Source organism: Blautia sp. MB18-30 (assembly GCF_023669475.1).
GTDB lineage: Bacteria > Bacillota > Clostridia > Lachnospirales > Lachnospiraceae > Blautia_A > Blautia_A fusiformis.
This window is the reverse complement of record NZ_JAMOYY010000001.1, coordinates 97,729-124,569: the sequence shown is the minus strand read 5'-3', so window position 1 is coordinate 124,569 and position 26,841 is coordinate 97,729. Positions and strand designations below refer to the sequence as shown.

28 protein-coding genes and 5 pseudogenes are annotated in these 26,841 nt (G+C 41.2%); 30 read left to right on the top strand and 3 right to left on the bottom strand.

All coding sequences use genetic code 11. The features are described 5' to 3' along the window. The first annotated feature begins 98 nt into the window (after positions 1–98). The 5 genes from NCY57_RS00585 to NCY57_RS00565 all read left to right on the top strand — a co-directional run bounded on the left by NCY57_RS00585 (position 99) and on the right by NCY57_RS00565 (position 3,742). Entirely contained in the window at positions 99–407 is a 309-nt protein-coding gene (locus NCY57_RS00585) for an MGMT family protein (RefSeq protein WP_015527257.1), read from the top strand. Between the two features lie 145 nt (positions 408–552). Next, complete coding sequence (locus NCY57_RS00580; protein WP_250789337.1) at positions 553–822, top strand: hypothetical protein; 270 nt, start codon at positions 553–555, stop codon at positions 820–822. A 113-nt stretch (positions 823–935) separates the two neighbouring features. After that, complete coding sequence (locus NCY57_RS00575; protein ID WP_250789335.1) at positions 936–1,388, top strand: MarR family winged helix-turn-helix transcriptional regulator; 453 nt, start codon at positions 936–938, stop codon at positions 1,386–1,388. Beyond that, entirely contained in the window at positions 1,378–2,730 is a 1,353-nt protein-coding gene (locus tag NCY57_RS00570) for an MATE family efflux transporter (RefSeq protein ID WP_250789333.1), read from the top strand. The genes NCY57_RS00575 and NCY57_RS00570 overlap by 11 nt, the downstream gene beginning before the upstream one ends. 124 nt (positions 2,731–2,854) lie before the next feature. Next, a complete protein-coding gene (locus tag NCY57_RS00565; RefSeq protein ID WP_021977018.1) occupies positions 2,855–3,742 on the top strand; it encodes a putative ABC transporter permease in 888 nt (295 codons plus the stop codon). A gap of 80 nt (positions 3,743–3,822) precedes the next feature. Here NCY57_RS00565 and NCY57_RS00560 read toward each other — a convergent pair whose 3' ends face one another. Next, entirely contained in the window at positions 3,823–4,368 is a 546-nt protein-coding gene (locus tag NCY57_RS00560; protein ID WP_015527251.1) for a biotin transporter BioY, read from the bottom strand. A gap of 101 nt (positions 4,369–4,469) precedes the next feature. Beyond that, complete coding sequence (gene bioB / locus NCY57_RS00555; protein WP_195274277.1) at positions 4,470–5,441, bottom strand: biotin synthase BioB; 972 nt, start codon at positions 5,439–5,441, stop codon at positions 4,470–4,472. A 308-nt stretch (positions 5,442–5,749) separates the two neighbouring features. Here bioB and NCY57_RS00550 point away from each other — a divergent pair, with 308 nt between their 5' ends. From NCY57_RS00550 to NCY57_RS00450, 23 genes and pseudogenes are all read left to right on the top strand, one after another. Next, positions 5,750–7,087 (top strand): TrkH family potassium uptake protein, encoded by a 1,338-nt coding sequence (locus NCY57_RS00550; protein ID WP_195274279.1) that lies wholly within the window; start codon positions 5,750–5,752, stop codon positions 7,085–7,087. 19 nt (positions 7,088–7,106) lie between these two features. Further along, complete coding sequence (locus tag NCY57_RS00545; protein WP_015527248.1) at positions 7,107–7,754, top strand: potassium channel family protein; 648 nt, start codon at positions 7,107–7,109, stop codon at positions 7,752–7,754. 85 nt (positions 7,755–7,839) lie between these two features. Beyond that, positions 7,840–9,423: an ATP-binding protein gene (locus NCY57_RS00540; protein ID WP_173722405.1), complete on the top strand. Its 1,584-nt coding sequence runs from the start codon at positions 7,840–7,842 to the stop codon at positions 9,421–9,423. Then, a complete protein-coding gene (locus NCY57_RS00535; RefSeq protein ID WP_059086037.1) occupies positions 9,416–10,168 on the top strand; it encodes a response regulator in 753 nt (250 codons plus the stop codon). Before NCY57_RS00540 ends, NCY57_RS00535 begins: the two co-directional genes overlap by 8 nt. A 63-nt stretch (positions 10,169–10,231) precedes the next feature. Then, positions 10,232–11,545 (top strand): sedoheptulokinase, encoded by a 1,314-nt coding sequence (locus tag NCY57_RS00530; RefSeq protein WP_207731328.1) that lies wholly within the window; start codon positions 10,232–10,234, stop codon positions 11,543–11,545. Positions 11,546–11,755: 210 nt separating this feature from the next. Beyond that, positions 11,756–13,123, top strand: coding sequence for an MATE family efflux transporter (locus NCY57_RS00525; RefSeq protein WP_195274285.1), 1,368 nt, complete (start codon positions 11,756–11,758; stop codon positions 13,121–13,123). 13 nt (positions 13,124–13,136) lie between these two features. Beyond that, positions 13,137–13,724: a cytidylate kinase-like family protein gene (locus NCY57_RS00520; RefSeq protein WP_059086034.1), complete on the top strand. Its 588-nt coding sequence runs from the start codon at positions 13,137–13,139 to the stop codon at positions 13,722–13,724. A gap of 85 nt (positions 13,725–13,809) precedes the next feature. Then, positions 13,810–13,914 (top strand): annotated as a pseudogene (locus tag NCY57_RS17135) (TnpV protein); the annotation flags it as partial. Further along, positions 13,893–14,018, top strand: a pseudogene (locus NCY57_RS17130) (ORF6N domain-containing protein); the annotation flags it as partial. The pseudogenes NCY57_RS17135 and NCY57_RS17130, both read left to right, overlap by 22 nt. A 348-nt stretch (positions 14,019–14,366) precedes the next feature. After that, positions 14,367–14,528, top strand: a pseudogene (locus tag NCY57_RS00510) (ketopantoate reductase family protein); the annotation flags it as partial. A 71-nt stretch (positions 14,529–14,599) separates the two neighbouring features. Continuing rightward, positions 14,600–15,379, top strand: a complete 780-nt coding sequence (locus NCY57_RS00505) for a hypothetical protein (RefSeq protein WP_119234210.1) — start codon at positions 14,600–14,602, stop codon at positions 15,377–15,379. Next, complete coding sequence (locus tag NCY57_RS00500) at positions 15,379–16,185, top strand: class I SAM-dependent methyltransferase (RefSeq protein WP_195274289.1); 807 nt, start codon at positions 15,379–15,381, stop codon at positions 16,183–16,185. Before NCY57_RS00505 ends, NCY57_RS00500 begins: the two co-directional genes overlap by 1 nt. A 13-nt stretch (positions 16,186–16,198) precedes the next feature. Continuing rightward, positions 16,199–16,513: a hypothetical protein gene (locus tag NCY57_RS16885; RefSeq protein WP_330638939.1), complete on the top strand. Its 315-nt coding sequence runs from the start codon at positions 16,199–16,201 to the stop codon at positions 16,511–16,513. Continuing rightward, positions 16,506–16,937, top strand: a complete 432-nt coding sequence (locus tag NCY57_RS16880) for an acyl-CoA thioester hydrolase/BAAT C-terminal domain-containing protein (RefSeq protein ID WP_330638937.1) — start codon at positions 16,506–16,508, stop codon at positions 16,935–16,937. Before NCY57_RS16885 ends, NCY57_RS16880 begins: the two co-directional genes overlap by 8 nt. A gap of 22 nt (positions 16,938–16,959) precedes the next feature. Further along, entirely contained in the window at positions 16,960–17,340 is a 381-nt protein-coding gene (locus NCY57_RS00490) for a hypothetical protein (RefSeq protein ID WP_235812363.1), read from the top strand. 101 nt (positions 17,341–17,441) lie between these two features. Then, positions 17,442–17,744, top strand: a complete 303-nt coding sequence (locus tag NCY57_RS00485; RefSeq protein WP_235812362.1) for a hypothetical protein — start codon at positions 17,442–17,444, stop codon at positions 17,742–17,744. 2 nt (positions 17,745–17,746) lie between these two features. After that, a complete protein-coding gene (locus NCY57_RS00480; RefSeq protein WP_059086030.1) occupies positions 17,747–18,448 on the top strand; it encodes a hypothetical protein in 702 nt (233 codons plus the stop codon). 354 nt (positions 18,449–18,802) lie between these two features. Continuing rightward, positions 18,803–19,432, top strand: coding sequence for a TetR/AcrR family transcriptional regulator (locus tag NCY57_RS00475; RefSeq protein ID WP_195274292.1), 630 nt, complete (start codon positions 18,803–18,805; stop codon positions 19,430–19,432). Between the two features lie 176 nt (positions 19,433–19,608). After that, complete coding sequence (locus NCY57_RS00470; protein ID WP_147602940.1) at positions 19,609–21,363, top strand: ABC transporter ATP-binding protein; 1,755 nt, start codon at positions 19,609–19,611, stop codon at positions 21,361–21,363. A 1-nt stretch (position 21,364) separates the two neighbouring features. Next, entirely contained in the window at positions 21,365–23,104 is a 1,740-nt protein-coding gene (locus NCY57_RS00465; protein ID WP_147602941.1) for an ABC transporter ATP-binding protein, read from the top strand. A 590-nt stretch (positions 23,105–23,694) separates the two neighbouring features. Next, positions 23,695–24,042: pseudogene (locus tag NCY57_RS00460) on the top strand (TnpV protein). Between the two features lie 138 nt (positions 24,043–24,180). Next, the gene (locus NCY57_RS00455) at positions 24,181–24,396 is read left to right on the top strand and encodes a hypothetical protein (protein ID WP_059086027.1); all 216 of its coding nucleotides are present in this window, start codon (positions 24,181–24,183) and stop codon (positions 24,394–24,396) included. A gap of 39 nt (positions 24,397–24,435) precedes the next feature. Further along, positions 24,436–24,651, top strand: coding sequence for a hypothetical protein (locus NCY57_RS00450; RefSeq protein WP_059086026.1), 216 nt, complete (start codon positions 24,436–24,438; stop codon positions 24,649–24,651). A 300-nt stretch (positions 24,652–24,951) separates the two neighbouring features. On the opposite strand, the pseudogene NCY57_RS00440 reads toward NCY57_RS00450, so the two are convergent. Next, positions 24,952–25,226: pseudogene (locus NCY57_RS00440) on the bottom strand (helix-turn-helix domain-containing protein); the annotation flags it as partial. A 179-nt stretch (positions 25,227–25,405) separates the two neighbouring features. Here NCY57_RS00440 and NCY57_RS00435 point away from each other — a divergent pair. Beyond that, on the top strand, positions 25,406–26,107 hold the full coding sequence (locus NCY57_RS00435) for a lantibiotic protection ABC transporter ATP-binding protein (protein WP_026649306.1): 702 nt from the start codon (positions 25,406–25,408) through the stop codon (positions 26,105–26,107). A 3-nt stretch (positions 26,108–26,110) separates the two neighbouring features. After that, the gene (locus tag NCY57_RS00430) at positions 26,111–26,836 is read left to right on the top strand and encodes a lantibiotic immunity ABC transporter MutE/EpiE family permease subunit (RefSeq protein ID WP_059086025.1); all 726 of its coding nucleotides are present in this window, start codon (positions 26,111–26,113) and stop codon (positions 26,834–26,836) included. Positions 26,837–26,841: the final 5 nt, after the last annotated feature.

Below are 26,841 nucleotides of genomic sequence, written 5' to 3'. Positions count from 1 at the left end.
TGAGAGGACGGTCTGGTGCAGGCGTCCACGAAAAGACAGATATTTTATTTATGAAAGCATGCTATGAAAATTGCCAGCAGGATTTCGGAGGAATAATTATGGGAAAAATACTGGATGAAGATTTAATCTATGAGATACTGTCCGTGGTGGAAGAGATACCTGAGGGAAAAGTGGCCTCCTACGGACAGATCGCACGGCTGATCGGGCGGGATAAAAATTCACGTCTTGTAGGAAAAGTCTTAGGTATGGCAGAATTTTACGGGAAGTATCCCTGCCACAGAGTTGTGAACCATGCAGGGCGTACTGCACCAGGCTGGAGAGAGCAGAAGATGCTTCTGGAAGACGAGGGTGTGGAGTTTAAGGCAAATGGATGTGTAGATATGAAGCAGTATCAGTGGGAGGAGTAGTGTTTTATGAATTGTAGAAATATGATGCAGATCCCGGAGCTTACAGAAGTTCTGAAGCTGAAAGCAGGGGAAAACGGTCTGGAGTAGTTTGTCCGATGGGGCTATTTTGCAGACTGCCTGCAGTGCATCAAAAGTGAATACAGGATTGAATAACTATATCCATGGAGGAGAATTCGTAGTTCTGACAAATCCCAGTGTCACTAACGACAGCCGGAAACTCGTGCTGGAGGAAAAGGACAGAAACGCCGGAGAGCAGCTGTCTTCCTCTATTCTGGATTCAGAACATTTAAGCCGAGAGCGTGTGATGGCACAGGCCAGATATCTGAACCTTGCACCGCTTACCATGACCGATGAGCAGATGGAGAAAGGACTTGAGATCTTTGAAGCTTCTCTGAAAGAGGCATTAGAAGCATAGATTAATAGAAAGTTACTCTGTAACAGAAAAATAAAACATGCTTGACAAACCATAAATTCCTCGTATAATTATCAATGGTAATTAACTAAGATAATTATATGAGGAGTTTTTTTATGACAAATGAAAAGATCAAGCGGATGTTTGATGCGTTTTATCAGGCAAAGCGGATCCGGGATATGCTTCCGCCACTGCCACAGGGAGTAATGCCATCCTACATTCAGTATCTGGATGCAATCCACTCTCTGCAGAAGGAAAAAAAAGATATCAGGATTTCCGATCTCAGTGATGCCATGAACCTGCCCCGTCCCGGTGTCACCAGAACAGTGAAAGAAATGGAGGCAAAGGGATATCTTCAGAAGCTTACGTCTCCGGATGACGGGCGCGTTACTTACATTTCCATAACAGAAAAAGGAGAGAGGCTTTCCAGGAAGTATGATCAGGATTATTTCAGCAGTCTGGCGCCCTATCTTTCAGAGATTTCCGAAGAAGAAGCAGACAATATGATCCGAACCATCGGGAAATTTTATCAGATTATGTGTGACAGGAGGGAACATTATGACAAATGATAAGGCAGATTTTACCCAGGGAAATATCCTGAAGAAGCTGGTTGCATTTATGATGCCGGTACTCGGTGCGCTGATCCTGCAGGCTGCCTATGGTGCGGTCGATCTTCTTGTAGTTGGAAGATTCGGTTCCACATCCGGACTGTCAGCGGTTTCCACCGGAAGTCAGGTACTGAATCTGGTTACCTTTGTAGTGATCCAGTTTGCTATGGGTATCACAGTTCTGATCGCACGTTATCTTGGAGAAAAAAGACCGGAGCAGATCGGCTCCGTTATCGGTGGGGCTGCAATCGTCTTTACCATGATCTCTATCGTGCTGTTTATTGTTATGGTAGGCTTTGCACATCCGATTTCCATGCTGATGCAGGCACCGGAAGAAGCGGTAGCGCTGACTGCATCTTATGTACGGATCTGTGGCAGCGGAATTTTCTTTATTGTTGCGTATAACCTGCTGTCTGCTATTTTCCGTGGCCTTGGTGACAGCAAATCTCCGTTGCTGTTTGTGCTGGTGGCATGTATTGTAAATGTGATCGGAGACCTGGTACTGGTAGCCGGCTTACATATGGATGCAGCAGGGGCTGCTATTGCTACGGTTTCTGCTCAGGCCTTAAGTGTTGTATTTGCAGTAGTTCTGCTGATAAAGAAGGAGCTGCCGTTTACCATTACAAAAAAAGATTTCCGGCTGAATCCTCAGTGCAGACGCTTTCTTAAGATCGGACTGCCGCTGGCACTTCAGGAATTCCTGACACAGATTTCATTCCTGGCCTTGTGCGCATTTGTCAACCGCCTGGGTCTGGAAGCATCCTCCGGTTACGGAGTTGCATGTAAGATCGTAAACTTTGCCATGCTGGTTCCAAGCTCCCTGATGCAGTCCATGGCTTCCTTTGTTTCACAGAACGTAGGAGCCGGAAAGCCGAAACGTGCGAGAAAATCCATGCTTACGGGAATTGGAGTTGGCCTGTCTGTGGGATGCCTGGTATTTATCCTGATCCTGCTGAAGGGTGATGTGCTGGCAGGATTCTTCTCAACGGATGCCGGCGTTATCCAAAAGGGCTTTGATTATCTGAAGGGGTTTGCTCCGGAGACACTGGTAACAGCTGTTCTGTTCAGTATGATAGGCTATTTCAACGGAAACAACCAGACCATCTGGGTTATGGTCCAGGGCCTGATCCAGACGCTTCTGGTACGACTTCCAATGGCGTACTTTATGAGTATCCAGCCGGATGCCAGCCTGACAAAGATCGGTCTTGCAGCACCGGTATCTACCACAGTGGGAATCATTCTGAACATCGGATTCTTTCTGTATTTTACCCGTGTGAAAAAAGAAATTGTTTCGGAAGAATGACCGGATAAAGGGATGTAAATGAGAGGGGTGATATGATATAATCAGAATCACCCCGGCAGAGGTGATGGTACTGACCCCTGAAATAGCTGCCGGAATCTTGACAGCTGTAAAGGAGGAGTACAGGATGATTTGCGGGATGACGTATTTTCAGATATGTCTGTATTTTTTGTTTTATTCTTTTGGAGGATGGGTCGTTGAAGTTATCTTCCATGCAGTAACCTTAGGAAAGGTTATAAACCGGGGATTTCTCAACGGTCCGGTATGCCCGGTGTACGGATTTGGTGTACTTTCCGTGTTTGCATTGCTTAATACGCTTCAGAGCGGCGGACATCAGATGAGTGAGGGAATGATCTTTCTGTTTGGAATCGTTCTTGCAACTGCGGTAGAGCTGGTTGCCGGATGGCTTCTGGATGTATGCTTCCATGCAAGATGGTGGGATTATTCTAATAAGCCGCTGAATTTTCATGGCTATATCTGTCTTGAGTTTTCCCTGATATGGGGACTTGCCATTGTGATGGTCGTAAAGGTTTTTCAGAAGTATGTGGAGCGTCAGGCTTCTCATACACCTTCCACACTGGAATGGGTTGTTATGGCAATTCTGTATGCGGTGTATCTGGCTGATCTTATTGTAACAGTGGCGGTGATCCGCGGACTGAATAAAAAGCTTACCCGACTGGATAAGGTACGTGCGGATCTGCGGATCGTGAGTGATAAGCTCAGTGATACTCTGGCAACAACTACCATTGATACAGCACAGAAGGTGGGAGAGGGAAAGGTTCAGGTTGCTCTTGCTAAGGCAGAGCTCAGAGATGCGACTGTGGCTCAGAGAGAAAAATCTGCCGAAATGCTTCGGATGAAGAAAGCGGAGCTTCAGGCACAGTTTGATGAGCTGTCAAGCTCCATCACAAACCATACGGTATTCGGCCAGGGAAGAATCATTAAGGCTTTCCCGGAGATGAAACACAGAGATTATTTTGAACTGATCCAGGAACTGAAGAAAAAACTCAGATAAGAAAAATGAAACGCGATAAAGAGGCAGCAGGAAATGTTGGAAATTTCCTGCTGCCTCTTTTGGCGTATCAGAGCTTCAGCTTATCGGATCCGTTTCTTTATCATTGGTCCGATGATCATGGCGATGATCATTTTTATGAGATCTGCCGGGATAAACGGAATTACACAGATTCCAAGAGCTGCTTTGAAAGTGGAATCTGCAACGATGCAGAACCATACAGTTCCGAAAAGATAGCATACAATTGTTCCTGCGATCATACCAACGAGCTGGATCAGAGGCTTATGGCAGTTGTCAATTACCAGTCCGGCAATAACAGCCATAACGATAAAGCCGATGATGTATCCGCCTGTAGGACCGGCCAGCTTTGCAGGGCCGCCGGTAAATCCGGAAAATACCGGAAGACCTACAAGTCCAAGCAGAAGATAGATCAGATAGCTGATGGTTCCTTTTTTCCATCCGAGAAGATACAGGGACAGATAAATGGCAAGATTGGTAAATGAGATCGGAACCGGACCGATCGGAATGGACAGCGGCGCAAGAATACAGGTGACAGCTGCCATAAGAGCGGTCATGGTGATCTCGTAGGTTTTTGTACGTGGTGCAGAGACAGTATTTGTCTGATTCATATTAAAAGAGCCTCCTTTGAAAAAGGTAATATATTTACTGGTTTGGGTAAGTAATGAAATGCTGTAAGTGTGTATGACAGGTCATATGTCCATAAGGATGCTTACGCAGATTCAATCTCATAGGTGAATCCTGCATCCGTAATGGTTTTCAGAGTGTCTTCGATTCCCTGACCACCTTCTGTAAGATAACCGGAAGCAAAAATAGAGTCTACAACACTGAGCAGTTTTTTTTCTTCGCCTTTAAAATAAACTTCTCTTCCGGCAGCACATCGGATATCTGCTTTAGGCACAAGAAGTCTTGCCAGGCAGAGGACCTTCATACAGTATTCTGTTGTCAGCTGGGAAATATCTGCATTTCCGAGAGGAGTTCCCTTGATCGGAAGAAGAAAGTTGATCGGCAGTGCTTCCGGCTGGATCTCACGTAATTCCAGAAGCATGTCAACAACGTCTTCCTTACTTTCACCCATGCCAATGATACCGCCGCTGCAGATCTCGAAACCAAGTCCCTGAAGCATATGGATATTCCGGACACGCTGGTCAAAGGTATGTGTACTGCAGATATTCTGATAAAAGGAACGGCTGCTGTTCAGGTTATGGTTGATCCGGTCAAGACCAGCCTCTTTGAGCATTTTTGCCTGGTGCTCTGTGAGAAAGCCTATGGAGCAGCAGAGATGAGTTCCGTGTTCTTTCATTTTGCGGATCCTGCGGGCCAGCTCCTCGATCTCTTTATCTGTAAATTTCATACCACTCAGTCCGATACAATGTCTGGATAAATGATAATCATTTACGAAATCATTGTCCTGATATAATTTGTCTTCATCTACCCATTTGTATTTATCAATATCGGCAGTGGAACGACATGACTGGGCACAGTAGGCACAATCCTGGGAACAGTTACCGCTGCGGGCATTGGTAAGGATGTGGATGCTTACCCGGTTTCCCTTATATTTGTAACGTAAACTGCTGGCACGGTCGATCAGTGCCTCAAGTTCTTCGTCCGGAGTATCTAAAATTGCAATGGCTTCATCTCTGGAAAGCGATGGAGCTTCTTTTTCGCATGATGCAGTGTTCATGTCAATACCTTCCTTTTGAGTTTTTTTGTACGGGTATCACTTTATCACATAGAAATATTGAATGTCAACTGTAAATATAAAATGAGTTTACAATTAAAAAACTGTAGTATTAAGGTAATGCTTAGGATCATCAAAGCAGGTAATTTCCTTGATTCGGTTAAAATAATTCTCAATTCAATATCATATCTTTATAAAATCTTAATACGGAAGCAGAGACTTTTATACTATCTTTGAAAGTAGTTATATATAATAAAATGCATTACGAGGATAGCACTGTTAAAAGTATTGATAAGGAGTTCTGATCATTTATGCCGGAAAAATCATATAAGAAAAAACATATGACATCTTTTCAGCTGATTATCATGGGGTTTGCAGGAGTGATCCTTTTGGGAACCGTTCTGCTGATGCTTCCATTTTCTTCTGCGGAGAAAGTGATCACACCATTTCATGAGGCACTTTTTACAGCCACTTCGGCGGTATGTGTTACAGGTCTTGTGGTAAAGGACACTGGAAGCTACTGGTCCCTGGCAGGCCAGACGATCATTCTTGCACTCATACAAACAGGTGGGCTTGGAGTAGTGACTGTGGCTGCGTCTGTTTCCATTCTTTCCGGAAAGAAAATATCCCTCATGCAAAGAAGCACCATGCAGGATGCAATTTCAGCTCCAAAAGTCGGAGGAATCGTCAGACTAACAAGGTTTATTTTGAGGGGAACATTTTTGATCGAAGCTGCAGGGACGGTGTTGCTGCTGCCGGTTTTTATGGGAGATTATGGAAAAAAGGGAATCTGGATGTCAGTTTTTCATTCAATCTCTGCTTTTTGTAATGCCGGCTTTGATATTCTGGGGACAGATTCCAGTATGTTTCCATCGCTGACCGGGTATTCCGGAAATATACTTATAAATCTGGTAATTATGCTGTTGATCATTACAGGAGGAATCGGTTTTCTCACATGGGATGATATTTATACAAATAAACTGAACTTTAAACGCTACCGCATGCAAAGCAAGATCATTCTCATGACTACCGCATGTTTGATCTTATTTCCGGCAGTCTTTTTCTATATCTGTGATCTGACAAAATTACCCATGGGAAAACGCCTGTTAGCAGCAACGTTTCAATCGGTAACGACAAGAACTGCCGGATTTAATACTATAAACATTTCAGAGATGAGTGAGGCATCAAAAGCAGTTATGATATTGTTAATGCTAATTGGTGGTTCACCGGGATCTACAGCAGGTGGAATGAAAACAACAACTTTTTCAGTACTTATTTTAAATGCAATTGCGACATTTCGAAGTCAGGAAAATGCAGGAGCTTTTGGGCGAAGACTTGAATATCATGTGATAAAAAATGCAGCGACAATAGCCATGTTATATTTTGCCTTGTTCTTTGGCGGCGGAATAGCGATCAGTGTGTACGAAGGCCTTCCGCTTTTAAATTGTCTGTACGAAGCTGCTTCAGCTGTTGGTACGGTAGGGCTGACGCTGGGAATCACACCGGAACTTCATGTTTTTTCACAAGTCGTGTTGATCATACTGATGTATCTGGGACGTGTAGGTGGTCTGACCCTGATCTATGCGGTATTTTCCGGAAGAAATAAGGGAAATGCAAAGCTCCCTCTGGAAAAAATCACAGTTGGATAAGAAGGAGAAAAATAATATTATGAAAAATGTATTGCTTATTGGACTTGGAAGGTTTGGAAGACATATTGCCATGCAGCTCAATCAGCTGGGACATGAAGTTATGGCAGTTGACTGGAAGGAAGAAAGAGTGGACAAAGTACTGTCATTTGTGACGAATGCTCAGATTGGTGACAGCACCAATGCTGAATTTTTACAGTCCCTTGGAATTGGAAACTATGACATTTGTTTTGTGACCATTGGAGAGAGCTTTCAAAATTCTCTTGAAACAACATCCCTTCTAAAAGAACTGGGTGCAAAATTGGTGATATCCAGAGCTGAACGTGATGTTCAGGAAAAATTTCTTTTACGCAATGGTGCCGATAAGGTAGTTTATCCGGAAAAGCAGGTGGCAAAATGGGCCTCCTTCCGTTATACAGATGATCATATACTGGATTATATGGAGGTGGATGCTTCCCATGCAATTTTTGAAGTGGAAGTGCCGGAAGAATGGGTTGGAAAAACAGTGGGTGGACTTGACATCAGAAAACGCTACAATATTAATATTCTGGCAGTAAAAAATGAAGAGGAATTCAGTATTGCAATTTCACCGGAAACATATTTTGCAGAAAATGATAAATTACTGGTATTAGGAGAATACAGAGCTCTTCAGAAGTGCTTCCGCATATAGCTCATTGCCATGAAGAAAAAATTTTGACCACAGAACAGCTGCGTGATATAATTCCAGAAAACAGCAGTAGAAGGAGAATGACAGAATGAGCTTGAAAATGGAGGATACAGTAAAAAACAGAACCTATCCGAAACGGCCATTTGCATGGTATGTGGAAAAACCGTCTGCAAAAGATTACTTGCTGACGGTTTTTATATTTGCAGTATGCACTTTGATCGGCCTGCTGTTTCAGAAACTGGATCTTACAGATACAAATATTGTAACGATATACATTTTGGGCGTATTGATCACTTCGATCGTGACAGATGGTTATCTTTGCAGTGTAGCCGGCTCCTTTTTAAGTGTATTCTTATTTTGCTTTTTCCTGATGGAGCCAAGGATGTCTTTTGAGACATACGCGGTGGGATATCCGGTGACATTTTTCATAATGCTTATTTCGTCTGTACTTACAGGAACCCTTGCGGCAAAGCTGAAAATGCATGCAAAGCTGTCTTCACAGATTGCCTTTCGCACACAGGTTCTGTTTGATACGGATCGTCTGCTGCAAAAGGCAAAAAGTGAGACAGAAATCCTCGGAGTTACCTGTACACAGCTGATACGCCTGTTAAACCGCAGCATCACGGCATATGTTGTGGAAAATGGAACTTTATCAGAAGGAAAGCTTTTTTCCGGGGAAAAAGAGAGCACAGAGGATTTTCTGACACAGGAAGAACAACAGGCGGCCAGATGGACTTATGAAAACAGACAGCGTGCCGGCGCATCCACACAGTATTTCTCACAGGCAAAATGCTTATATCTGGCAATTCGAAGCGGGAATAATGTTTATGGCGTAATCGGGATCCCTCTGCAGAAAGAAACACTGGACTCTTATGAATACAGCATCCTGCTGTCTGTAATAAATGAATGTGCACTTGCAATGGAGAATGTACAAAATGCCATAGAAAAAGAAAAAAATGCGGTTTTAGCAAAAAATGAGCAGCTGCGTGGCGATCTTCTTCGGGCGATCTCCCATGACCTGCGTACTCCGCTTTGTTCTATTTCCGGAAATGCAGATATGCTTCTCAGTAACAGTGACCGTCTGGATGAAGCTACAAGGTATCAGATCTACACGGACATTCATGAGGATTCAGAGTGGCTGATCGGAGTTGTGGAAAATCTGCTTTCCATTACCAGGCTCAATGATGGAAGATTGAAGTTTAAATTTACGGATCAGCTTTTGGATGAGGTAATAGCAGAGTCACTCCGACATATCGGCCGGAAGCATGATGCGTATAAGATCGTGGCGGACTGTGAAGAACTTGTTCTTACACGTATGGACGTGCATCTTATTATACAGGTTCTGGTAAATTTGATCGATAATGCGATAAAATATACGCCGTCAGGCTCTGTCATCAGCATTCGGGGGTTCAAAAAAGCCGGGAAAGCACAGGTAAGCGTGGAAGATAACGGCCCCGGGATCCCGGATGAAATGAAGCCACATATTTTTGAGATGTTTTATACAGGGAAAACAACCGTTGCAGACAGCCAACGGAGTCTGGGGCTTGGCCTGGCACTTTGCCGCTCTATCATAGAAGCTCACGATGGAACACTGGTTCTTTCAGATCATGCTCCGCATGGATGTAATTTTACTTTTACTTTACCATTAAGCGAGGTGACATTAAATGAATAAGACATTAATTCTGGTGGTTGAGGATGACAGACCCATACGGAACCTGATCGTTACCACATTAAAAACACATGACTATAAATATCTGGCTGCAGAAAATGGAGCTTCAGCCATTTTGGAGGCTTCATCACACAATCCGGATATCGTTCTTCTGGATCTGGGCCTTCCTGATATGGAAGGAGTAGAGGTAATAAAGAAAATCCGTACCTGGTCGAATATGCCTATCATCGTGATCAGTGCCAGAAGTGAAGATATGGACAAAATAGAGGCACTGGATGCGGGTGCAGATGATTATATCACAAAACCATTTTCAGTAGAAGAATTACTTGCGCGTATCCGTGTCAGCCAAAGACGGCTTGCCATAACGCAGTCAGGAAAACAGCCGGAAACATCTGTTTTTGAAAATGGTGGATTAAAGATAGATTACACGGCTGGCTGCACATTCCTGAAGGACAGAGAACTGCATCTGACGCCCATTGAGTATAAGTTGCTCTGCCTTTTATCCCGTAATGTTGGAAAAGTATTGACACATACATATATTACTCAGCAGATCTGGGGACGCTGCTCGGAAAACGATGTTGCTTCTCTCAGGGTTTTTATGGCAACACTGCGGAAAAAACTGGAGCCTGAAAAAAACGGTGTACAATATATCCAGACGCACATAGGAATTGGATATCGCATGCTCAGAATCGAGAAACCTGAGCAGGAAACCAAAAAAGATAGCATTAATCCTCAAACGATAATATAATCATCTCATATGATGACAGTTTTTTTCTATAGTAAAGATCACAGAAAAGGACGGAAACAGACGATGAAGATCATGGGGATTGATATCGGCACAACAACAGTCAGTGTCGTAATGACAGATACAGAAACGGGAAAGCTGCTTGCAAAGGAAACAGTGGAGCATAATTCTTTTCTGCGGAGCAGTAAGCCGGAACAGAAGCTGCAGGATCCGGAACGGATCTATGAGATCGTCCGGGAGCTTCTTATAAAGCAGCAGAAGGAGAATGGTTTGCCAGATGGAATAGGGTTTACAGGGCAGATGCATGGAATGCTGTATGTGGATGCTTCCGGCAAGGCAGTGAGTCCTCTCTATACCTGGCAGGATGGAAGCGGAGAGATTCCGCTGGAAAACGGAAAAACCTGTGCAGAGCTTTTGCAGGGAGTAGGTGCGGCGGCGTCCGGATATGGTGTAGTGACACATTTTTATCTTCAGAAGAAAGATCAGATCCCGAAGGATGCTGTAAGGATGACGACGATCAGTGATTATATTGCTATGCGGCTGTGTGAAAATACTGTCCCTGTTATCGGACTTGACATGGCGGCAAGCTGGGGCTGCTTTGACCTGCGAAAACAGGAGTTTCTGTATGAAGCCTTGGAGCAGGCCGGCGTAGATACTTCTTATCTGCCGGAAGTAAGAAAGGGACATTTTTTTATCGGAGAAACAAGAGCCGGTGTGCCGGTAATGGGATCGATCGGTGACAATCAGGCGAGTCTGTTTGGTTCCGTCCGGGATCTTAAAGATACCGTGCTCCTGAATGTAGGAACCGGCAGCCAGGTTTCCTTAGTGACAGAGAAGTTTATAGAATGCAGCGGCAGTGTGGAGCTTCGCCCCTGTACCGAAAACAGCTATATCCTCGTGGGAGCTTCCCTGTGTGGTGGTCGTGCGTATGCGATGTTGGAACAGTTTTACAGAGAAGCTGCAGAAACTGAAGAAAGACTGTATTCCCGGATGCAGGAGCAGGCAGAAAAATTTATTGAAAAATACGGAAAAGAAGCTGCATGGAAAGTAGATACAGCTTTTTCAGGGACAAGAAGTAATCCGTCTCACAGAGGCATGATCGCAGGGATCGGTGTAGAGAATTTTCATCCTGGTGCACTGACGGTCGGTGTGATCTGTGGGATCCTTAACGAACTGCATGAGCAGTATGAGCAGATGTGTCAGCTCACCGGAAAAAAGGCCACACGCCTGACTGGCTCCGGAAACGGAATTCGCCGAAACCCGCTGATGAGAAGACTGGCAGAAGAAATGTTCAAAATGCCGATGGAGATTCCTGAATATGAAGAAGAGGCTGCATATGGAGCTGCACTTACTGCGGGAAAGTTGGTTGCGGCAATGTAAGAAAAATTTTGTTTGACTTTTTGAAAAAGAGGCAATATAATTACAAGAAACGAGTAGCAAGTAAGCGTAAATCCAGTTTACCGGCTACTCGTTTTCATTTTGCAAAAATGAATATCGCCATGAAAAAGTGTGTAGCGTGTCAGCGTAAGTCCAGCTTATATGACAAGGTGCGCACTTTTTTTGTGCTAAAAAGAAAGGAGTTAAAACAAAATGGCGGAAAGCAACAAGATGAAGGAGATGCCGGTAAATAAGCTGATGGTCCAAATGGGAATCCCGATGATCCTATCTATGGCATTGCAGGCAGTCTATAACATTGTAGACAGTGCATTTGTGGGAAATATGAAAGCAGGCAGTGAGACAGCACTAAATGCTTTGACACTGGTATTTCCGGTGCAGATGCTTATGGTGGCAGTGGGGATCGGAACCGGTGTAGGAACCAATGCACTTCTTGCAAGGACACTTGGACAGGGAGACAGTAAAAAAGCTGCAAAGGTAGCAGGAAACAGTCTGTTTCTGGGAGTGATCATTTATGTGGTCTGCTTATTGTTTGGTATCTTTGGGGTGAAAGCATATATTTCATCGCAGACAGTAGATACAGAAGTACTTGAGATGGGGGTCAGCTATCTGAGGATATGCTGCGTGATTTCTTTTGGTATTATTTTCTTTTCTCTATTTGAAAAGTTACTTCAGGCAACAGGCCGTTCTCTTTATTCCACGATTGGTCAGGTGGTTGGAGCGGTTGTAAATATCATCCTTGATCCAATCATGATCTACGGTATTGGACCTTGTCCGGAAATGGGAGTGAAAGGCGCAGCCTACGCAACTGTAATTGGACAGGTAGCATCAGCAGTATTACTGTTCATTTTTCATATCAAATTAAATAAGGAATTCGAGCATGGGGCGAAATATATGAAGCCAGATGGCGAAATTATCAAGGAGATCTATGCAATCGGACTTCCGGCAATCATTGCTCAGGCGCTGATGTCCATTATGGTTTATGTAATGAACCTGATCCTGAAGTTCGATCCGTCAGCACAGACGGCCTATGGTCTGTTCTATAAGGTACAGCAGTTTGTTTTGTTTCTTGCTTTTGGTCTGCGAGATGCAATCACCCCAATCGTTGCATTTGCTTATGGAATGAGAAGTAAGAAGAGAATTCAGGATGGAATCAAATATGGTCTGATCTATACAATTGTGCTAATGATTCTGGGAATTGCAATCACAGAGATTTTCCCTGGGGCATTTGCAACGCTGTTTAATGCGGGACAGTCGAGAGAATATTTTATCGGAGCAATGAGAGTGATCTCTATAAGTTTCCTGTTCGCAGGAATCAATGTTGCTTATCAGGGCATTTATCAGGCACTGGATGGTGGTGTGGAATCGCTGGTTATTTCACTTTTGAGACAGTTTATTATTATCCTGCCGCTGGCTGGAATCTTTTCTATGTTTGTCAGAAATGATCAGATGGGAGTTTCACTGATCTGGTGGGCATTTCCGATCACGGAAATAGTTTCCTGTTTTGTAGGATATGTGTTTTTAAAGAGAATCAGAAAAAATAAAGTAGATGTTTTGAATTAAGGAGGAATTGGAAATGGCAAAAAGAATCATTACGATCAGTAGAGAATTTGGAAGCGGCGGACGCTTTATCGGTGAAGAATTAGCGAAAAAATTGGGACTCGCTTATTATGATAAAAACATTATCAATGAGATCGCAGAAAAGTCTGGTTTATCTCCGGAATATATTCAGGAAAGTGCGGAACTGTCTCCGAAAAAAGGCTTGTTTGCATATGCATTTGCCGGACGTGATATCACAGGAAAATCAGTAGAAGACATGGTGTATGAGGCACAGAGAAAGGTTATCTTAGAACTGGCTGATAAGGAATCTTGTGTGATTATCGGAAGAAATGCAGATTATATTCTGAAAGATAGGGATGATGTACTGAATGTATTTATCCATGGGGATATGCCGGAAAAAACACAGCGTATTATGGGGTTATATAATGTAGGAGAGAAGGAAGCTGTCAAAATGATGGCAGATACAGATAAAAGGCGTATGACGAATTATAATTTTTATACCGATCAGAAATGGGGAAAGGCCAGTAATTATACGTTGTGTCTGAATAGTTCACAGCTTGGATATGGCAGATGTGAGAAGCTTGTTATGGAATGTAGTAAATAATGAAATACTCATGGTGAAAGTGGATTAAAGAAAATGTGATAAGAGCATTCATGAGTAAGTAGCGAAAGCGGATTGCGAATGTCCTATTTATATAACGTACACGAATGTAAATGGATATCTGATCCTGAATCTCACCTATAAATCCGGTGAGCAGATGGAGCAACTTGGCAAGTATATCATGTTGGTGCGTCTTTGAAGGACGCAGGTAAAAAATGTTTTGGAATTAATCTGATTGAAGATGCAGGTATTGTAAGAGATATTTTACAGAGAGTGGAATTAGAAACAGAAGAATAGAAAAGTAAGTTATGCAGAAAGGCGTGAGTCATAAGAATATGGCTTGCGTCTTTTTCTGTCTGGAAAGGAAGTGGGGAGCATGTAAATTATTATTTTAATGACCAGATGAGGGTATAAATTGCATTCCAAGTGCAGTGAATATAATGCGCATGAACATGAAATTTTAAATATTATGAAGACAAAATTTGGTTGATTAACCAGGTAAAAGTGATATACTGAATGCATAAGAAAAGAAACCGTGTGGAATTACAGTTTTGTATTCACACGGTTTTTTAGAAAACGAGAGTTAGAAATTGCTAACATGAACACTGGCAGTTTTTTTGAAAATGAAAAAGAGGACGGATTTCTATGAGAATATTGATTTATGGTGCAGGTGTGATTGGATCCTTGTATGCGGTCTTATTTGCAGAAACTGGTTATGATACGAGTATTTATGCCAGAGGTAAAAGACTTGAGTTTTTAAAGAAAAATGGACTGCTTTATAAGAAAAACCAGAACATAAGGCGGGCAGGCACCAGATGAAATGAGGGAGCTGCATAAGCAATTTTATGCTCATATGAAAAAACTAAAGGAGGCCAGATATGAAATTTTATGAAAGTGGAGACAGTAGTAAACCAGTGATATTTTTATTTCCTGGTACCTGTTGCCTGTATAGTAGCTTTGATCATATACTGGATAGATTACATTCTTATTTTTACACGGTAACAGTTTCTTATGATGGATTTGATCCAAATGAGAAAACAGAATTTTATTCAATGGAAGATGAATGCGAAAAGATTGAGCAGGAAATCAAGAAAAAGTATGATGGAAGAATTAAAGCAGCGTATGGGTGTTCCCTTGGAGGAAGTTTTGTATCCCTTTTGATTCAGCGAAAAAGAATTCATATAGATCATGGCATCATTGGGAGCAGTGATATGGATGAAGCTGGTCAGTTTATGGCGAAAATTCAGTCATCTGTAGTTGTGCCGATTATGTATAAAATGGTACATACTGGTAAATTGCCTAAATTTATGCAAAAGAAAATAAATGAAGCAGATAAATCAAAGAAAGAAATGATTGATGGATTTTTAAATATGTTCGGCATTGAGCAGGGAGGAAATCCATGGATTACGAAACAGAGTGTTTATAATCAGTTTTATTCTGATCTGGTTACGAAAGTCCAGCATGGAATTGATGTGCCGGGAACTACGATACACGTGTTTTACGCAACAAAGATGGGCAGAAAATATGAAAAGAGATATTGTACTTATTTTAAAAATCCGGATATTCGGAGACATAACATGCAGCATGAAGAACTGTTTTGCTGTCATAGTGCAGAGTGGGTGGAAGAAGTAAGAAAGGCAGTGGAAGGCGACAGATAATGAAAGAAAAAGTGAATGTGACAGGTGTGCCGGAAACGATGGTACAGACTCTGTATGCAAGAGCAAAAGAAACAAGAAAGAAAAATGCTAAAATAAACGACGAAATTGCAGAAGAACTTGTGAAAAATCTTGATTATGACTTTTCTAAAGCGGATAAAGATAAAGCCATGAACTATGGCGTGATTGCAAGAACAATTGTATTAGACCGGATGGTTGAGCAATATTTGGAGAAAAATGCAAATACAATTGTTATAAATATTGCATGTGGACTGGATACCAGATGTTATCGAATGAAAGGGAAATATCTGCATTGGTACAATATAGATTTGCCGGAGACTATGAAGATAAGGCGGCAATTTCTTCCAGAAACAGGTCCGATATATCAGATTGCAAAGTCTGCAATGGATGATTCCTATGTAGATGATATAGATTATCACTGTGAGAATGTTCTGGTAATAATCGAAGGGCTTACAATGTATTTGTGTGAAAAAGATATCAGAAAGATGTTTTTTATTATTGAAAAATCATTTCAGGAAGTAACTGTAATGGTCGAAACCATGTCACCTTTTGTTGTAAACCATGTGAAAGAAAAATCCATAGAGGGAAGCAATGCAAAATTCACATGGGGAGTTAAGAACGGAACAGAACTGCAAAGAATTGTGCCGGGATTTTCTGTTCAACAGGAAGTCAGTCTGGTTGAAGGAATGAAAAAGCTTATGCCGATTTATCGTGTGATAGGAAAGATTCAAATCGTTCGGAATATCTCAAACAAAATAATAGTTTTGGAGAAACGTGGCCGATATTAAGGAGATGATACAAATGAAGAAAAGATATTTTGATGTGGAAACAGATGGATTTTATGGTGCATACTGGAAATGCAAAACAGGATCAGACTGTGCAATGATTGCCATGATCGGGGATGATTCAGAGGATTATCTGGCGCGTACATCCGTGAAATGGCTACATAAACTCGGTGTGAATGTGATGACAATGTCACCTGGAAAAAAAGATTATGGACATCATAATTATCCATTGGAACGTATAGAGAAAGCAATCAATTGGTTAAAAGCACATGGTGATCAGAAGATAGGAATTGTCGGGGCATCTACTACAGGAACACTGGCATGTGATTGAGAAAGAAACAAAACGGACCGGTGATATGATCAATTCAAGAAAACTATTTGATGATTCTGAAAAGGCTCACCCAATCACAGAAGACGAGATGATCAAGATTGAAAAAATCCATGGAACAGTATTGTTAATTGGTGCTGAAGATGATGCGTTGTGGGATACTGCAAAATATATCCGCCGTATGAAGCAGCGTATGAAAGAACATTCACACACATGCAGATTGGATTATGTCATTTATGAGCATGGAACCCATTTCGTTTTTCCGGAGAGCATGCTAAAGACAATGCTCCCGGTTGGATCCGGACTCTTTGTGAAACTGGCATTTCAGGCAGCAAGAAAACATCCGAAAGAATGTCGCAGAGCACGTCTGGATATTGACTGGCGGGTAAGAAATGCTGTTGCAAAATGGAAGAGAGTAGATAGATAAAAAATAGACAGAAGGTGGAAGTGTGGTATTTAAAACAACAGGAAATAAATCAAATTCAGTCATTCTGTTTTTCCATGCAATGGGAGTAACTGGGGAAAGCAGTATGCCGGTTGCAGAGAAAATGGCAGAAAAATATTATTGCATTATGCCAACATCGACTGTGTATTGCTCCGGACAGAGGTATCAAAGCAAAAGAGATGAGATACAACAGATTGTACGATTTTTGGGGAACCATGGAATCAAAGAAATAGAACTTATAGTTGCATCTTCGATTGGAGCAGATCTCGCCATGGCATTCCTGACAGAGATAAAAATACCGGTAAAGCATGTTTTTTTGATGGCAGGCAGTTTGCACAGATTGGAAAGGCAACACGCAGAATCATGGTTCCGTTCTTATATATAGCAATGAAAAGTTTATATTGGTCAAAAGGAAAGACACTAAAGAGAATCATGTGGTGTGACGATGATAAAATTAAACCTTATTTTATAGAGGCAGGAAAGAACTTGACGTATGGAAATCTGAGAAGACAGCTGACAGACAGTTTGGAAGATAAGCCATTTTCAGAATTGTCAGAAGAATTGCAGAAACATACATTCTGGGAATTTGGAAGTATAGAAGAACATTTTAAATACAGAAATGCAGTGATGCAGACTTATATATACAGTAACTTTCCGGTTTTTGAGGGATTCAACCATATGCAGTATCAAATTCAAAATCCGGAGGGATTTGCCAGAATGCTCGAAACAATTATTGAGACTGACCGATTACCGGAATTGGCATTTGCGATGTGGTACAGAGGAAAATAGTTATGAAAAATGCTTATGAGCTTGCTGAAAATATATTGAAGTCCAAACCCGATAAGAATATAGAATTAAAATCATCAGATTCTTTTGCCAGTATTGAGTTATATGGTACATCAGCTTGCAAAAAGGTACAGGATACGGAATTCTGTGAATGTTTTCATTTGGAAAATGAGAGCGGTACAGGAATGATTACATTGTATCATGTGTTTCCAGGAATTGATCTGGTTTATAATGATATACATATGGAGTATTGCAACAAGGAGCAAAAGCCGGCTTCCAGTGTGATGGAAATAAACTATTGCATGGAAGGCCGTTGCGAATGCGTGTTTGAACAAAATGAATATGGTTATATAGCGGCAGGAGACTTGTCATTTTGTTCTTTGAAAAAAACTGGGCATGTGTCAGAGTTTCCAACATCGCGTTATCATGGAATTACCATTACGCTTGATTTTTCCATGATTACAGACGAAATGAAAAGGATACTGCAATTATTGTCTGTAAATCTGGAAAAGATTAGTAACATTTCAAAAACACATAGTTTTACTATTATACGGGCAAATCAGTCAATAGAACATATCTTTTTGGAATTGTATAAAATTCCTGAAGAAATCAGATATGGTTATATTCGTGTGAAAATTCTGGAACTATTATTAGTATTAACTGGATTTGATTTAAAGAAAAATAATTCTGAGCATGTTTCTGCATAGCACCAGATACAAATGATACAACCTATCATATTGAATTGCGCTACGGCAGTGATTTGGAGGTACTTGGAAAATATGATGAAGGAGACTATGCATACTGGCTTGGCTCAGGTATTTCAACAGACTATGATCAGACAATGGTTGAGAACTGTATAGAACTTTTCTGCAAAGAAAATCTGTCTGAATAGAACAGACTTGTAAAACTGCAGAAAGCATCTGCGGAGTGGAAACTGAATACACGAGAAAAATAAAAAATTGAAACACCAAGACTTGACAAATTCCTGTAATGAGTTAAAATATAACAGTGTTATATAGCACTGCTATATTTTGGGAAGAAGTTTAGAGGATACGAAAAGAATGTCGACGAAAGCAGAAGATACACAGAAAAACATATTAGATACAGCCAGAAAACATTTTCTGAAAGATGGTTTGACAGGAGCATCTTTAAGAAATATTGTAAAAGATGCAGGGCTTACTACTGGCGCATTTTACAAATATTATCCGACGAAAGAGGCACTTTTTGATGCACTGACGGATCCTTATATGGAACATATTTATCAGATTTATGACCAGATCGTTGAGGAGTTTGAAAAGCTTTCTGCCAGTGATCAGACAAGGAATATGTCGGATACATCCAGTGATGGGATGGAACAGATGGTTGATTATATCTATGATCATTATGATAATTTCAGATTATTGTTGAAATGCGGAGACAGTGGAAAATTTGAACTATTCATACACAATATGGTAGAGCGGGAAATGAAGTCCAGCCTGAATTATATGGAAAAGATGAAAGAGAACGGTGTGAAAATACCGATTGTAGAGGAAAGCCTTATGCATATGATCTATACGGGATTTTTTTCATCAGTATTTCAGATCATTGAGCATGATATAGATAGAGAGATTGCAAAGAAAAATGTGCATCAGCTGAAAGAATTCAATACAGGTGGCTGGGAACGATTGTGGAATATTGAATTTCCGGTATAACGGATGCAAGAATCCTGAACAGGTTATGTGTGTTACAGGTTCTGGATTTCTGAATAAGAATCCGACAGGATAATAATATCAGGTGGCTGATGCCAATAGGCCGCCTATTTTATTATACATAGGTTAGACTAAACTAACAAAAATAACAATAAAACGAAAGTAAGGAGTGAACAAATGTGAAAGAAAAAAAGAAGTCGGCAGTCAGCTGGATCCTGACATGGGCCGGACAAAAAAGAATTGCCTATGTATGGAGTGTGTTACTTGCAATAGGAAATGTGATTTTTAAGATTTTGCCGTATTTTATTATTGCAGATGTAGTAAAGCTGTTTTTAAATGGTGAAAAGGAGTTTAAAACATATCTTGCAAAAGCGGTTCTGATCGCATTGTCGTTTATCATTGCAGAATTGCTTCATTCACTCTCGACAGCATTGTCGCATAAAGCGACGTTTGCAGTACTCGCAAATATAAGAAAATTCTGCTGTGACAAACTGGCACGGGTACCTCTTGGTTATGTAAAGGATACATCCTCCGGCACATTTAAGAATATCATGGTGGAAAGAATCGACAGTATCGAGACAACACTGGCGCATATTGTCCCGGAATTCACGTCAAATCTGCTGGCGCCGGTTGTGATTTTAATTTATTTCTTTCTGACAGACTGGAGACTGGCACTCTGGTCTTTGGTTCCAGTTATCGTTGGACTTTTCTCTTATTTTGGAATGATGCTGGATTATAAGCCAAGTTTTGAAAGAACAGTTCAGACAACAAAAGATCTGAATGATGCGGCAGTGGAATATATTGACGGAATTGAAGTAATCAAGGCATTTGGAAAGACAGAAAGTTCTTATGCCAAATTTACAAAGGCGGCTTTTGAATATGCGGATTCCTTTATTTCCTGGATGAAACGGTGCTCGATTTTTCATGGACTGATGATGGTGGTCACACCTTATACGCTTCTTACGGTATTGCCGTTTGGGGCACATTATGTAGCCAATGGAACACTTGCGATTTCAGATTTTGTCATCTGTATTATTTTATCACTTGGAATCGTTGGACCGTTGATTACAGTGGGATCTTACACAGATGATCTTGGAAAAATTGGAGTAATCGTCGGTGAAGTGGCGGGAATTCTGGAACAGCCGGAGCTTGAACGTCCGGAGAAAAGTGAAAGAGCTCCCAAAGATAATTCCGTTACGCTTGAAAAAGTCAGATTTGGTTATCACGACAAAGAGATTCTGCATGGAGTAACTATGGAGCTGAAAGCAGGAACGGTAAATGCAATCGTAGGACCTTCCGGAAGCGGCAAGTCGACCATCGCAAAGCTGATTGCGTCCTTGTGGGATGTGGATTCCGGAAGTATTAAAATCGGTGGAGTTGATGTCAAAGAAATGTCGCTTGCAGATTTTAATCGGAAAATTGCATATGTTGCACAGGATAATTATCTGTTCAATGAAACGGTCCGTGAAAATATCCGGCAGGGAAATCCGGAGGCTACAGATGAACAGATCATCGAGGTGACAAAGAAAAGCGGATGCTATGAATTTATCATGCAGCTTGAGAACGGATTTGATACGGTTGTAGGGGGTGCAGGAGGACATCTGTCAGGAGGCGAGAGACAGCGTATCTCCATTGCAAGAGCGATGCTGAAGGATGCTCCGATCGTGATCCTTGATGAGGCAACTGCTTACACGGATCCGGAAAACGAGGCGATTCTGCAGAATTCTATCGCAAAACTGGTAGCAGGGAAGACACTGATCGTAATTGCACACAGGCTATCTACCATTAAGGACAGTGATCAGATTTTTGTTGTAAATGATGGAAATGTAACAGCACATGGCACACATGAGGAACTTCTGGTGTCATGCCCGCTTTATAAGGAAATGTGGAATGCCCATATTTCTGTAAAAGATACGGTGAAGGAGGGAGAATGATATGTTTGGGATTCTGGCAAAATTCTTTCGTTTTTCAGGCAGGGAAAATGGCAATAAATTTAAACTGTCGATAGTGATCGGACTCATAGAGGCTCTTGCCTCAGCAATGAAGATTCCGGCTATTATGTACATACTGATTGGTCTGCTGAGTGGGAAACCGACAGGAAAATATATTGGAGGCTCCGTTGCGATTATGGTTCTTGCAATTGTAGTCGACGTAATCTGCAAGAGATACTCTACAGTGCTTCAGACAGAGGGAGGATATAATGCAAGTGCTTTTATGAGAATCAAGATTGCAGAACATCTGCGTTATTTGCCGATGGGATATTTTAATGCCAACAGCATCGGGGAAATTTCTTCTATTACGACGAATACAATGGAAACACTTGGCGATGTAGCTGCGAGAGTGGTTATGCTGACCATGCAGGGAATTCTGGAAACATCCATGATCATTCTTATGCTGTTTCTTTTTGACTGGAGAATCGGACTGATAGCTGCAGCAGGAGTACTTATTTTCTTTGGGGTCAATTCTGTGATGCAGAATGCGGGTAAAAAAGATTCAGAGCAAAAAGTGGTATGCGATACGGAGCTTGTAAACCAGATCATGGAGTATCTGCAGGGAATATCAGAAGTTAAATCATATAACTTGCTTGGGAAACAGGCGAAAAGATTAAATGATGCAAATGAAGCATGTGAAAAGATCAATACAAAGATGGAAATGCTGTTTGTGCCCTATCATTTTCTGCAAAGTGTGATAACTAAAATTACAGGTGCTGTGATCGTAGCATGCAGTGCATATTTTTATATTAATGGAACTATGAGTGCGGTCTATGCAATTGGTATGACAATCTCAGCATTTATGCTTTATGCCAGTCTGGAATGTGCAGGGAATTATTCATCTCTTTTACATGTGGTAAGCGTATGTGTAGATAAAGCAAATGCAATATTGGAGCTGGATACCATGGATATCGACGGTAAAGAAATACAGCCGGAAAATTACGATATCAGACTTTCTAATGTTTCGTTTTCTTATGACAAACGGAAGATCATTGATGATATATCGCTCTCTATTCCGCAGAAAACGACGACAGCAATCGTTGGACCATCTGGTGGAGGAAAATCAACACTTTGCAATCTGATTGCCAGGTTCTGGGATGTGGATTCCGGGGAAGTGACACTTGGAGGTGTGAATGTAAAAGACTACAGCATGAACAGTCTGATGCGTAATTTCTCATTTGTGTTTCAGTCGGTGTATTTGTTTGCAGACACCATTGAGAATAATATTAAATTCGGACGCCAGGATGCAAGTCATGAGGAAGTGGTGGAAGCGGCGAAGAAAGCATGTTGTCATGATTTCATCAGCAAACTTCCGAATGGATATGACACAGTGATCGGAGAAGGAGGAGCCACACTTTCCGGTGGTGAGAAGCAGCGTATTTCCATAGCCAGAGCGATCATGAAGGACGCACCAATCGTTATATTAGATGAGGCAACAGCCAATGTTGATCCGGAGAATGAAAAGGAGCTGATGGATGCAGTAGATGCACTTACAAAGGAAAAAACGATTATTATGATTGCCCACAGATTAAAAACAGTCAGACATGCAGACCAGATTGTGGTTGTTGAAAAAGGAAGAATTGCACAGCAGGGAACACATGAGCAATTAATGAAACAGGAAGGTATTTATAAGAGATTTGTGGATGCAAGGCAGCAGGCGGTAAGTTGGAAACTGGTGCACTGAGAAATAATCCACAGTTGGTGAATATCCAAATTGAATTGTCTGAAAGAGATTTAATTTAAGTTTCGCTAAGTTTCACTTATATAGGCAGAATGAGGGATATTCAATAAAGTAATATGAAAAAAGCACTGAAAACCGTTGGATTGATATACTCCCCATATGGTAGACAATGGAAATATCCAAAAATCTATCATATGAGGAGCATATTTTTATGTCTAGGAAACAGTATAGTAAGGAGTTGAAACTTGAGCTCGTAAAGAAACACCTTCCAACAAAAGAACATAAAGGGCTAAAGATGAAAATTAGTTTTTCATTTTACGGGCGAAATTCTTTGTAAAAAAATTAGCACTCACCTCTTGATAATGGAAGTCGATTTTTGTCCTGTCTTGTGTATCCCGGAAGTGCCTGTTTTACAGGATTTCCGGGGCATTAGTCATTTTGTCTGGTATTGTAAAGCAGTGTCAGATTTGTCGTAAATGTCGTAAATTTGTGGTCAAAAAATGATGAGAAATGGAGAGTGCTAATAAAATGAATGCAGGAAGCGAAGCAACTGCGTTCATGAGCAAGTAGCGAAAGCGGATTGCGAATGTCCTATTTATATAACGTATACAAATGTAAATGGATATCTGATCCCGAATCTCACCTATAAATCCGGTGAGCAGATGGAGCAACTTGGCAAGTATGGTTTTCTTCGCAGAGATTATCTGAAGAACCATCGAAATTCAACGTATCAGGTGATGCTTCTGCAGGATACGATTGGAAAGCATCTTCTGGAAGTGGACAAGGCAGCCAGAGAACGGGAAGAAATGATTCTGAAACAGTTGGAAGAAAAAGAACCACTGCCGGATAAAAAAGCAGATTAAATGGCATGGGTAAGAGCTGCTAATCAACACAAAGCGATTGCGGAAGAGATTATTCTCAAGGAATTGATTTATGTATAAATGTAAGTTCTAAAAGGATACGCAGTGCGTAGCGAATTGGAACTAATAGGCATTGTAAAGTAAATAAGTGCAGAGAAAGGCGTGAGTCATAGAAATATGGCTTGCGTCTTTTTCTTTGCCTGAAAGGAAGTGATAAGTTTGAACAGGAAGTTTTTGAAGCATTATATGGAAACCAATCCAGAAGGGACAGCACAGACCTATATTTTTCTGGTGGACAATCAGGATATTGCGTTGAATATTGTGATATCAGGTTATCAGGCACTTTGTCTGGTGCAGGAAGATGACGGATATTATTTCAGTGTAGATTCCTTTATAGAAGAAATGAGAGCTATTCAGTTTACTGGAAGTTGCTAGTGTGCCTATCATTATGTGGCTTTGAGGAACAGAAACGGTTTGAAGAGCAGAAGCGAGCAAGAGCTGCTCGAAGAAGAAATAAAAGACGTTCGGGACCAGAACTCTAAATTACAGATACAGGTAAATAAATCATCTGTTGAGGCAGTAGACAAAGCACAGAAGAAACAAAAAGAAACAGAGAAAAAGATGGAACAGGCAGAATCCAAAGCCTGTAACGAAAAGAAACGTGCTGAGCTGGAAATTCAAAAAGCCTGAAGTAAAGCAAAAAGAGAAATTGATGATATGCAAGAAAATCAATATTTCTGGATCTGGGGATATATTATGGTCCTATGTCAAGATTTAGTACAAGTTAAAATGAGAAATTTCTCCCCATTTTAACCTGCCAGAAGCTCAGCCTCAGTGTGCGTTCTTTCATACACTCGTTCGAATTCGTTTGGCGACATATAGTTGCAATAACTTCAATTTCCGTGTGGGACTTGGGCGTATCAGCGAATTGGGGTACGGTATGCTGTTTGGAGCAGATGTGAAAAAGCAGTTTTTCCAGAAATGTATATCATCAAGGAGAGCGTCAAGCTGCCGCCACTTTGTATCTTTTCCGGTGGGCGTATCTAAAAGAAACTGGTCTACGGATATATTGTAACGAAGCATAAGTTCAAAAAAGATTTGAAGGCTCGGATGTTGCCCGTTATTCTCGATATTAGCGAGATAACGGGGAGAAAGATAATTTCGTTACCTACCTTATTGCGGGACTCTTTCTGTCCTGTCCTCGCTGTTTTGATTGCTGCCCCATAAGGGCTAAAGTCTATTTTATGTCTTGGTCTTTTTGCCATATTCATTCACCCAGTTACATTTTACTGTTCCCCTCTCTTCTTGGATGTGTCTATATATTTCCTATCATTGACCCCAATATTTCTCATTATGTATTCAGGGAAATTCTATTTTCTTTATTAAATCTTCAAAATTTGTAGCTATCCTTTTAGCATAATCAAAAGAAAGGACAGTACAAAATATGAGTATAATCTTGAAAACAACAAATCTCTGCAAATCGTTCAACGGGCAGACAGCCGTAAATAACATATCGCTGAACATTGAAAGAAATTCCGTCTATGGATTGTTAGGACCAAATGGAGCCGGAAAATCTACAACACTCAAAATGATAACAGGTATTTTGAGACCCACATCTGGGAGTATTGAGTTTGACGGCCACGCATGGAAACGCAGCGACTTAAACCATATTGGAGCGTTAATTGAAATGCCGCCGCTTTATGAAAATTTGACCGCCTATGAAAATCTGAAAGTAAGGACTACTATTTTAGGACTGACAGATAAGCGGATTGACGAAGTGCTGCAAATCGTCCGGCTGACGGAAACAGGCAAGAAAAGAGCCGGACAGTTTTCTCTTGGTATGAAACAGCGTCTTGGAATTGCAGTTGCATTACTAAACAACCCGAAGCTGCTCATACTTGATGAACCAACCAACGGGCTTGACCCGATTGGGATTGAAGAACTTAGAGAGCTTATCCGTTCCTTTCCTGCAAAGGGTATTACCGTTATTTTATCAAGTCATATTCTCTCCGAGGTACAACAGACCGCTGACCACATCGGCATTATTGCGGGCGGTGTCTTAGGCTATGAGGGGAAACTTAATGCAAACGAAAATTTGGAACAGCTTTTTATGGACGTTGTAAAAAGCAATCACAGGGAGGGTTAAGGCATGGACTATCTAAAATCAGAACATTTGAAATTCAAGAGGACAATATCGAACAAACTGATTTTCATTGTTCCGCTAATTACGGCTATTTTTGCATGGATTATGGGTGGATATATGGGGTATCAGTACATGACGCTTTACTGGTGGTATGCGTTCTTGCTTCCGGGAGCAATCGCAATTTTGTGTTCTTTGTCACACGGAAAAGAAGAAAACGCCGGAAAATACTATTCGGTATTTTCTATGCCTGTAAACCTTTCGAGATTTGAATTTGCTAAGTGCATTATCTTAGTCGAAAAACTGCTTGTTTCAGCGATATTTTTAGCATTGCTTATTTCTATCAGTAATATCATTGCTCCGGTAACGGCAGTATATTCTCTTTTACACAGCATTACAGGAAGTATCGGAATTATCCTTGCGTCTGTCTGGCAAATCCCTTTGTGTCTGTACTTAGCACGCAAAACGGGAATGTTTGTGCCGATTGTGTTAAATACAATACTTGGGATTGTCCTATCTACTGCTACCGCATTAGGAAATACAATAGCATGGTGGTTTGTACCGTATTGTTGGGCAGCAAAACTGGCAGAGCCACTTATGGGAATTGAAATGAACGGAACTTATGCGGGGAATTGTGGATTTTCTATAGCCATTATGATTTCCATTTTGTTGTCAATACTCTTGTTTCTTATTTTATCCTATGCCGACGCAAAGGATTTTTCCAAAGGGAGGTAGACAGA

Bases quoted from the DNA above. Each gene is read 5' to 3' on its own strand.
- NCY57_RS00530 (WP_207731328.1), top strand. From the start codon at position 10,232: ATGAAGATCATGGGGATTGATATCGGCACAACAACAGTCAGTGTCGTA.
- NCY57_RS00585 (WP_015527257.1), top strand. From the start codon at position 99: ATGGGAAAAATACTGGATGAAGATTTAATCTATGAGATACTGTCCGTG.
- NCY57_RS00475 (WP_195274292.1), top strand. From the start codon at position 18,803: ATGTCGACGAAAGCAGAAGATACACAGAAAAACATATTAGATACAGCC.
- NCY57_RS00435 (WP_026649306.1), top strand. From the start codon at position 25,406: ATGAGTATAATCTTGAAAACAACAAATCTCTGCAAATCGTTCAACGGG.
- bioB (WP_195274277.1), bottom strand. From the start codon at position 5,441: ATGAACACTGCATCATGCGAAAAAGAAGCTCCATCGCTTTCCAGAGAT.
- NCY57_RS00520 (WP_059086034.1), top strand. From the start codon at position 13,137: ATGGCAAAAAGAATCATTACGATCAGTAGAGAATTTGGAAGCGGCGGA.
- NCY57_RS00550 (WP_195274279.1), top strand. From the start codon at position 5,750: ATGCCGGAAAAATCATATAAGAAAAAACATATGACATCTTTTCAGCTG.
- NCY57_RS00560 (WP_015527251.1), bottom strand. From the start codon at position 4,368: ATGAATCAGACAAATACTGTCTCTGCACCACGTACAAAAACCTACGAG.
- NCY57_RS00505 (WP_119234210.1), top strand. From the start codon at position 14,600: ATGAAATTTTATGAAAGTGGAGACAGTAGTAAACCAGTGATATTTTTA.
- NCY57_RS00545 (WP_015527248.1), top strand. From the start codon at position 7,107: ATGAAAAATGTATTGCTTATTGGACTTGGAAGGTTTGGAAGACATATT.
- NCY57_RS00540 (WP_173722405.1), top strand. From the start codon at position 7,840: ATGAGCTTGAAAATGGAGGATACAGTAAAAAACAGAACCTATCCGAAA.
- NCY57_RS00525 (WP_195274285.1), top strand. From the start codon at position 11,756: ATGGCGGAAAGCAACAAGATGAAGGAGATGCCGGTAAATAAGCTGATG.
- NCY57_RS00465 (WP_147602941.1), top strand. From the start codon at position 21,365: ATGTTTGGGATTCTGGCAAAATTCTTTCGTTTTTCAGGCAGGGAAAAT.
- NCY57_RS00535 (WP_059086037.1), top strand. From the start codon at position 9,416: ATGAATAAGACATTAATTCTGGTGGTTGAGGATGACAGACCCATACGG.
- NCY57_RS00480 (WP_059086030.1), top strand. From the start codon at position 17,747: ATGAAAAATGCTTATGAGCTTGCTGAAAATATATTGAAGTCCAAACCC.
- NCY57_RS00570 (WP_250789333.1), top strand. From the start codon at position 1,378: ATGACAAATGATAAGGCAGATTTTACCCAGGGAAATATCCTGAAGAAG.
- NCY57_RS00430 (WP_059086025.1), top strand. From the start codon at position 26,111: ATGGACTATCTAAAATCAGAACATTTGAAATTCAAGAGGACAATATCG.
- NCY57_RS16885 (WP_330638939.1), top strand. From the start codon at position 16,199: ATGAAGAAAAGATATTTTGATGTGGAAACAGATGGATTTTATGGTGCA.
- NCY57_RS00500 (WP_195274289.1), top strand. From the start codon at position 15,379: ATGAAAGAAAAAGTGAATGTGACAGGTGTGCCGGAAACGATGGTACAG.
- NCY57_RS00565 (WP_021977018.1), top strand. From the start codon at position 2,855: ATGATTTGCGGGATGACGTATTTTCAGATATGTCTGTATTTTTTGTTT.
- NCY57_RS00575 (WP_250789335.1), top strand. From the start codon at position 936: ATGACAAATGAAAAGATCAAGCGGATGTTTGATGCGTTTTATCAGGCA.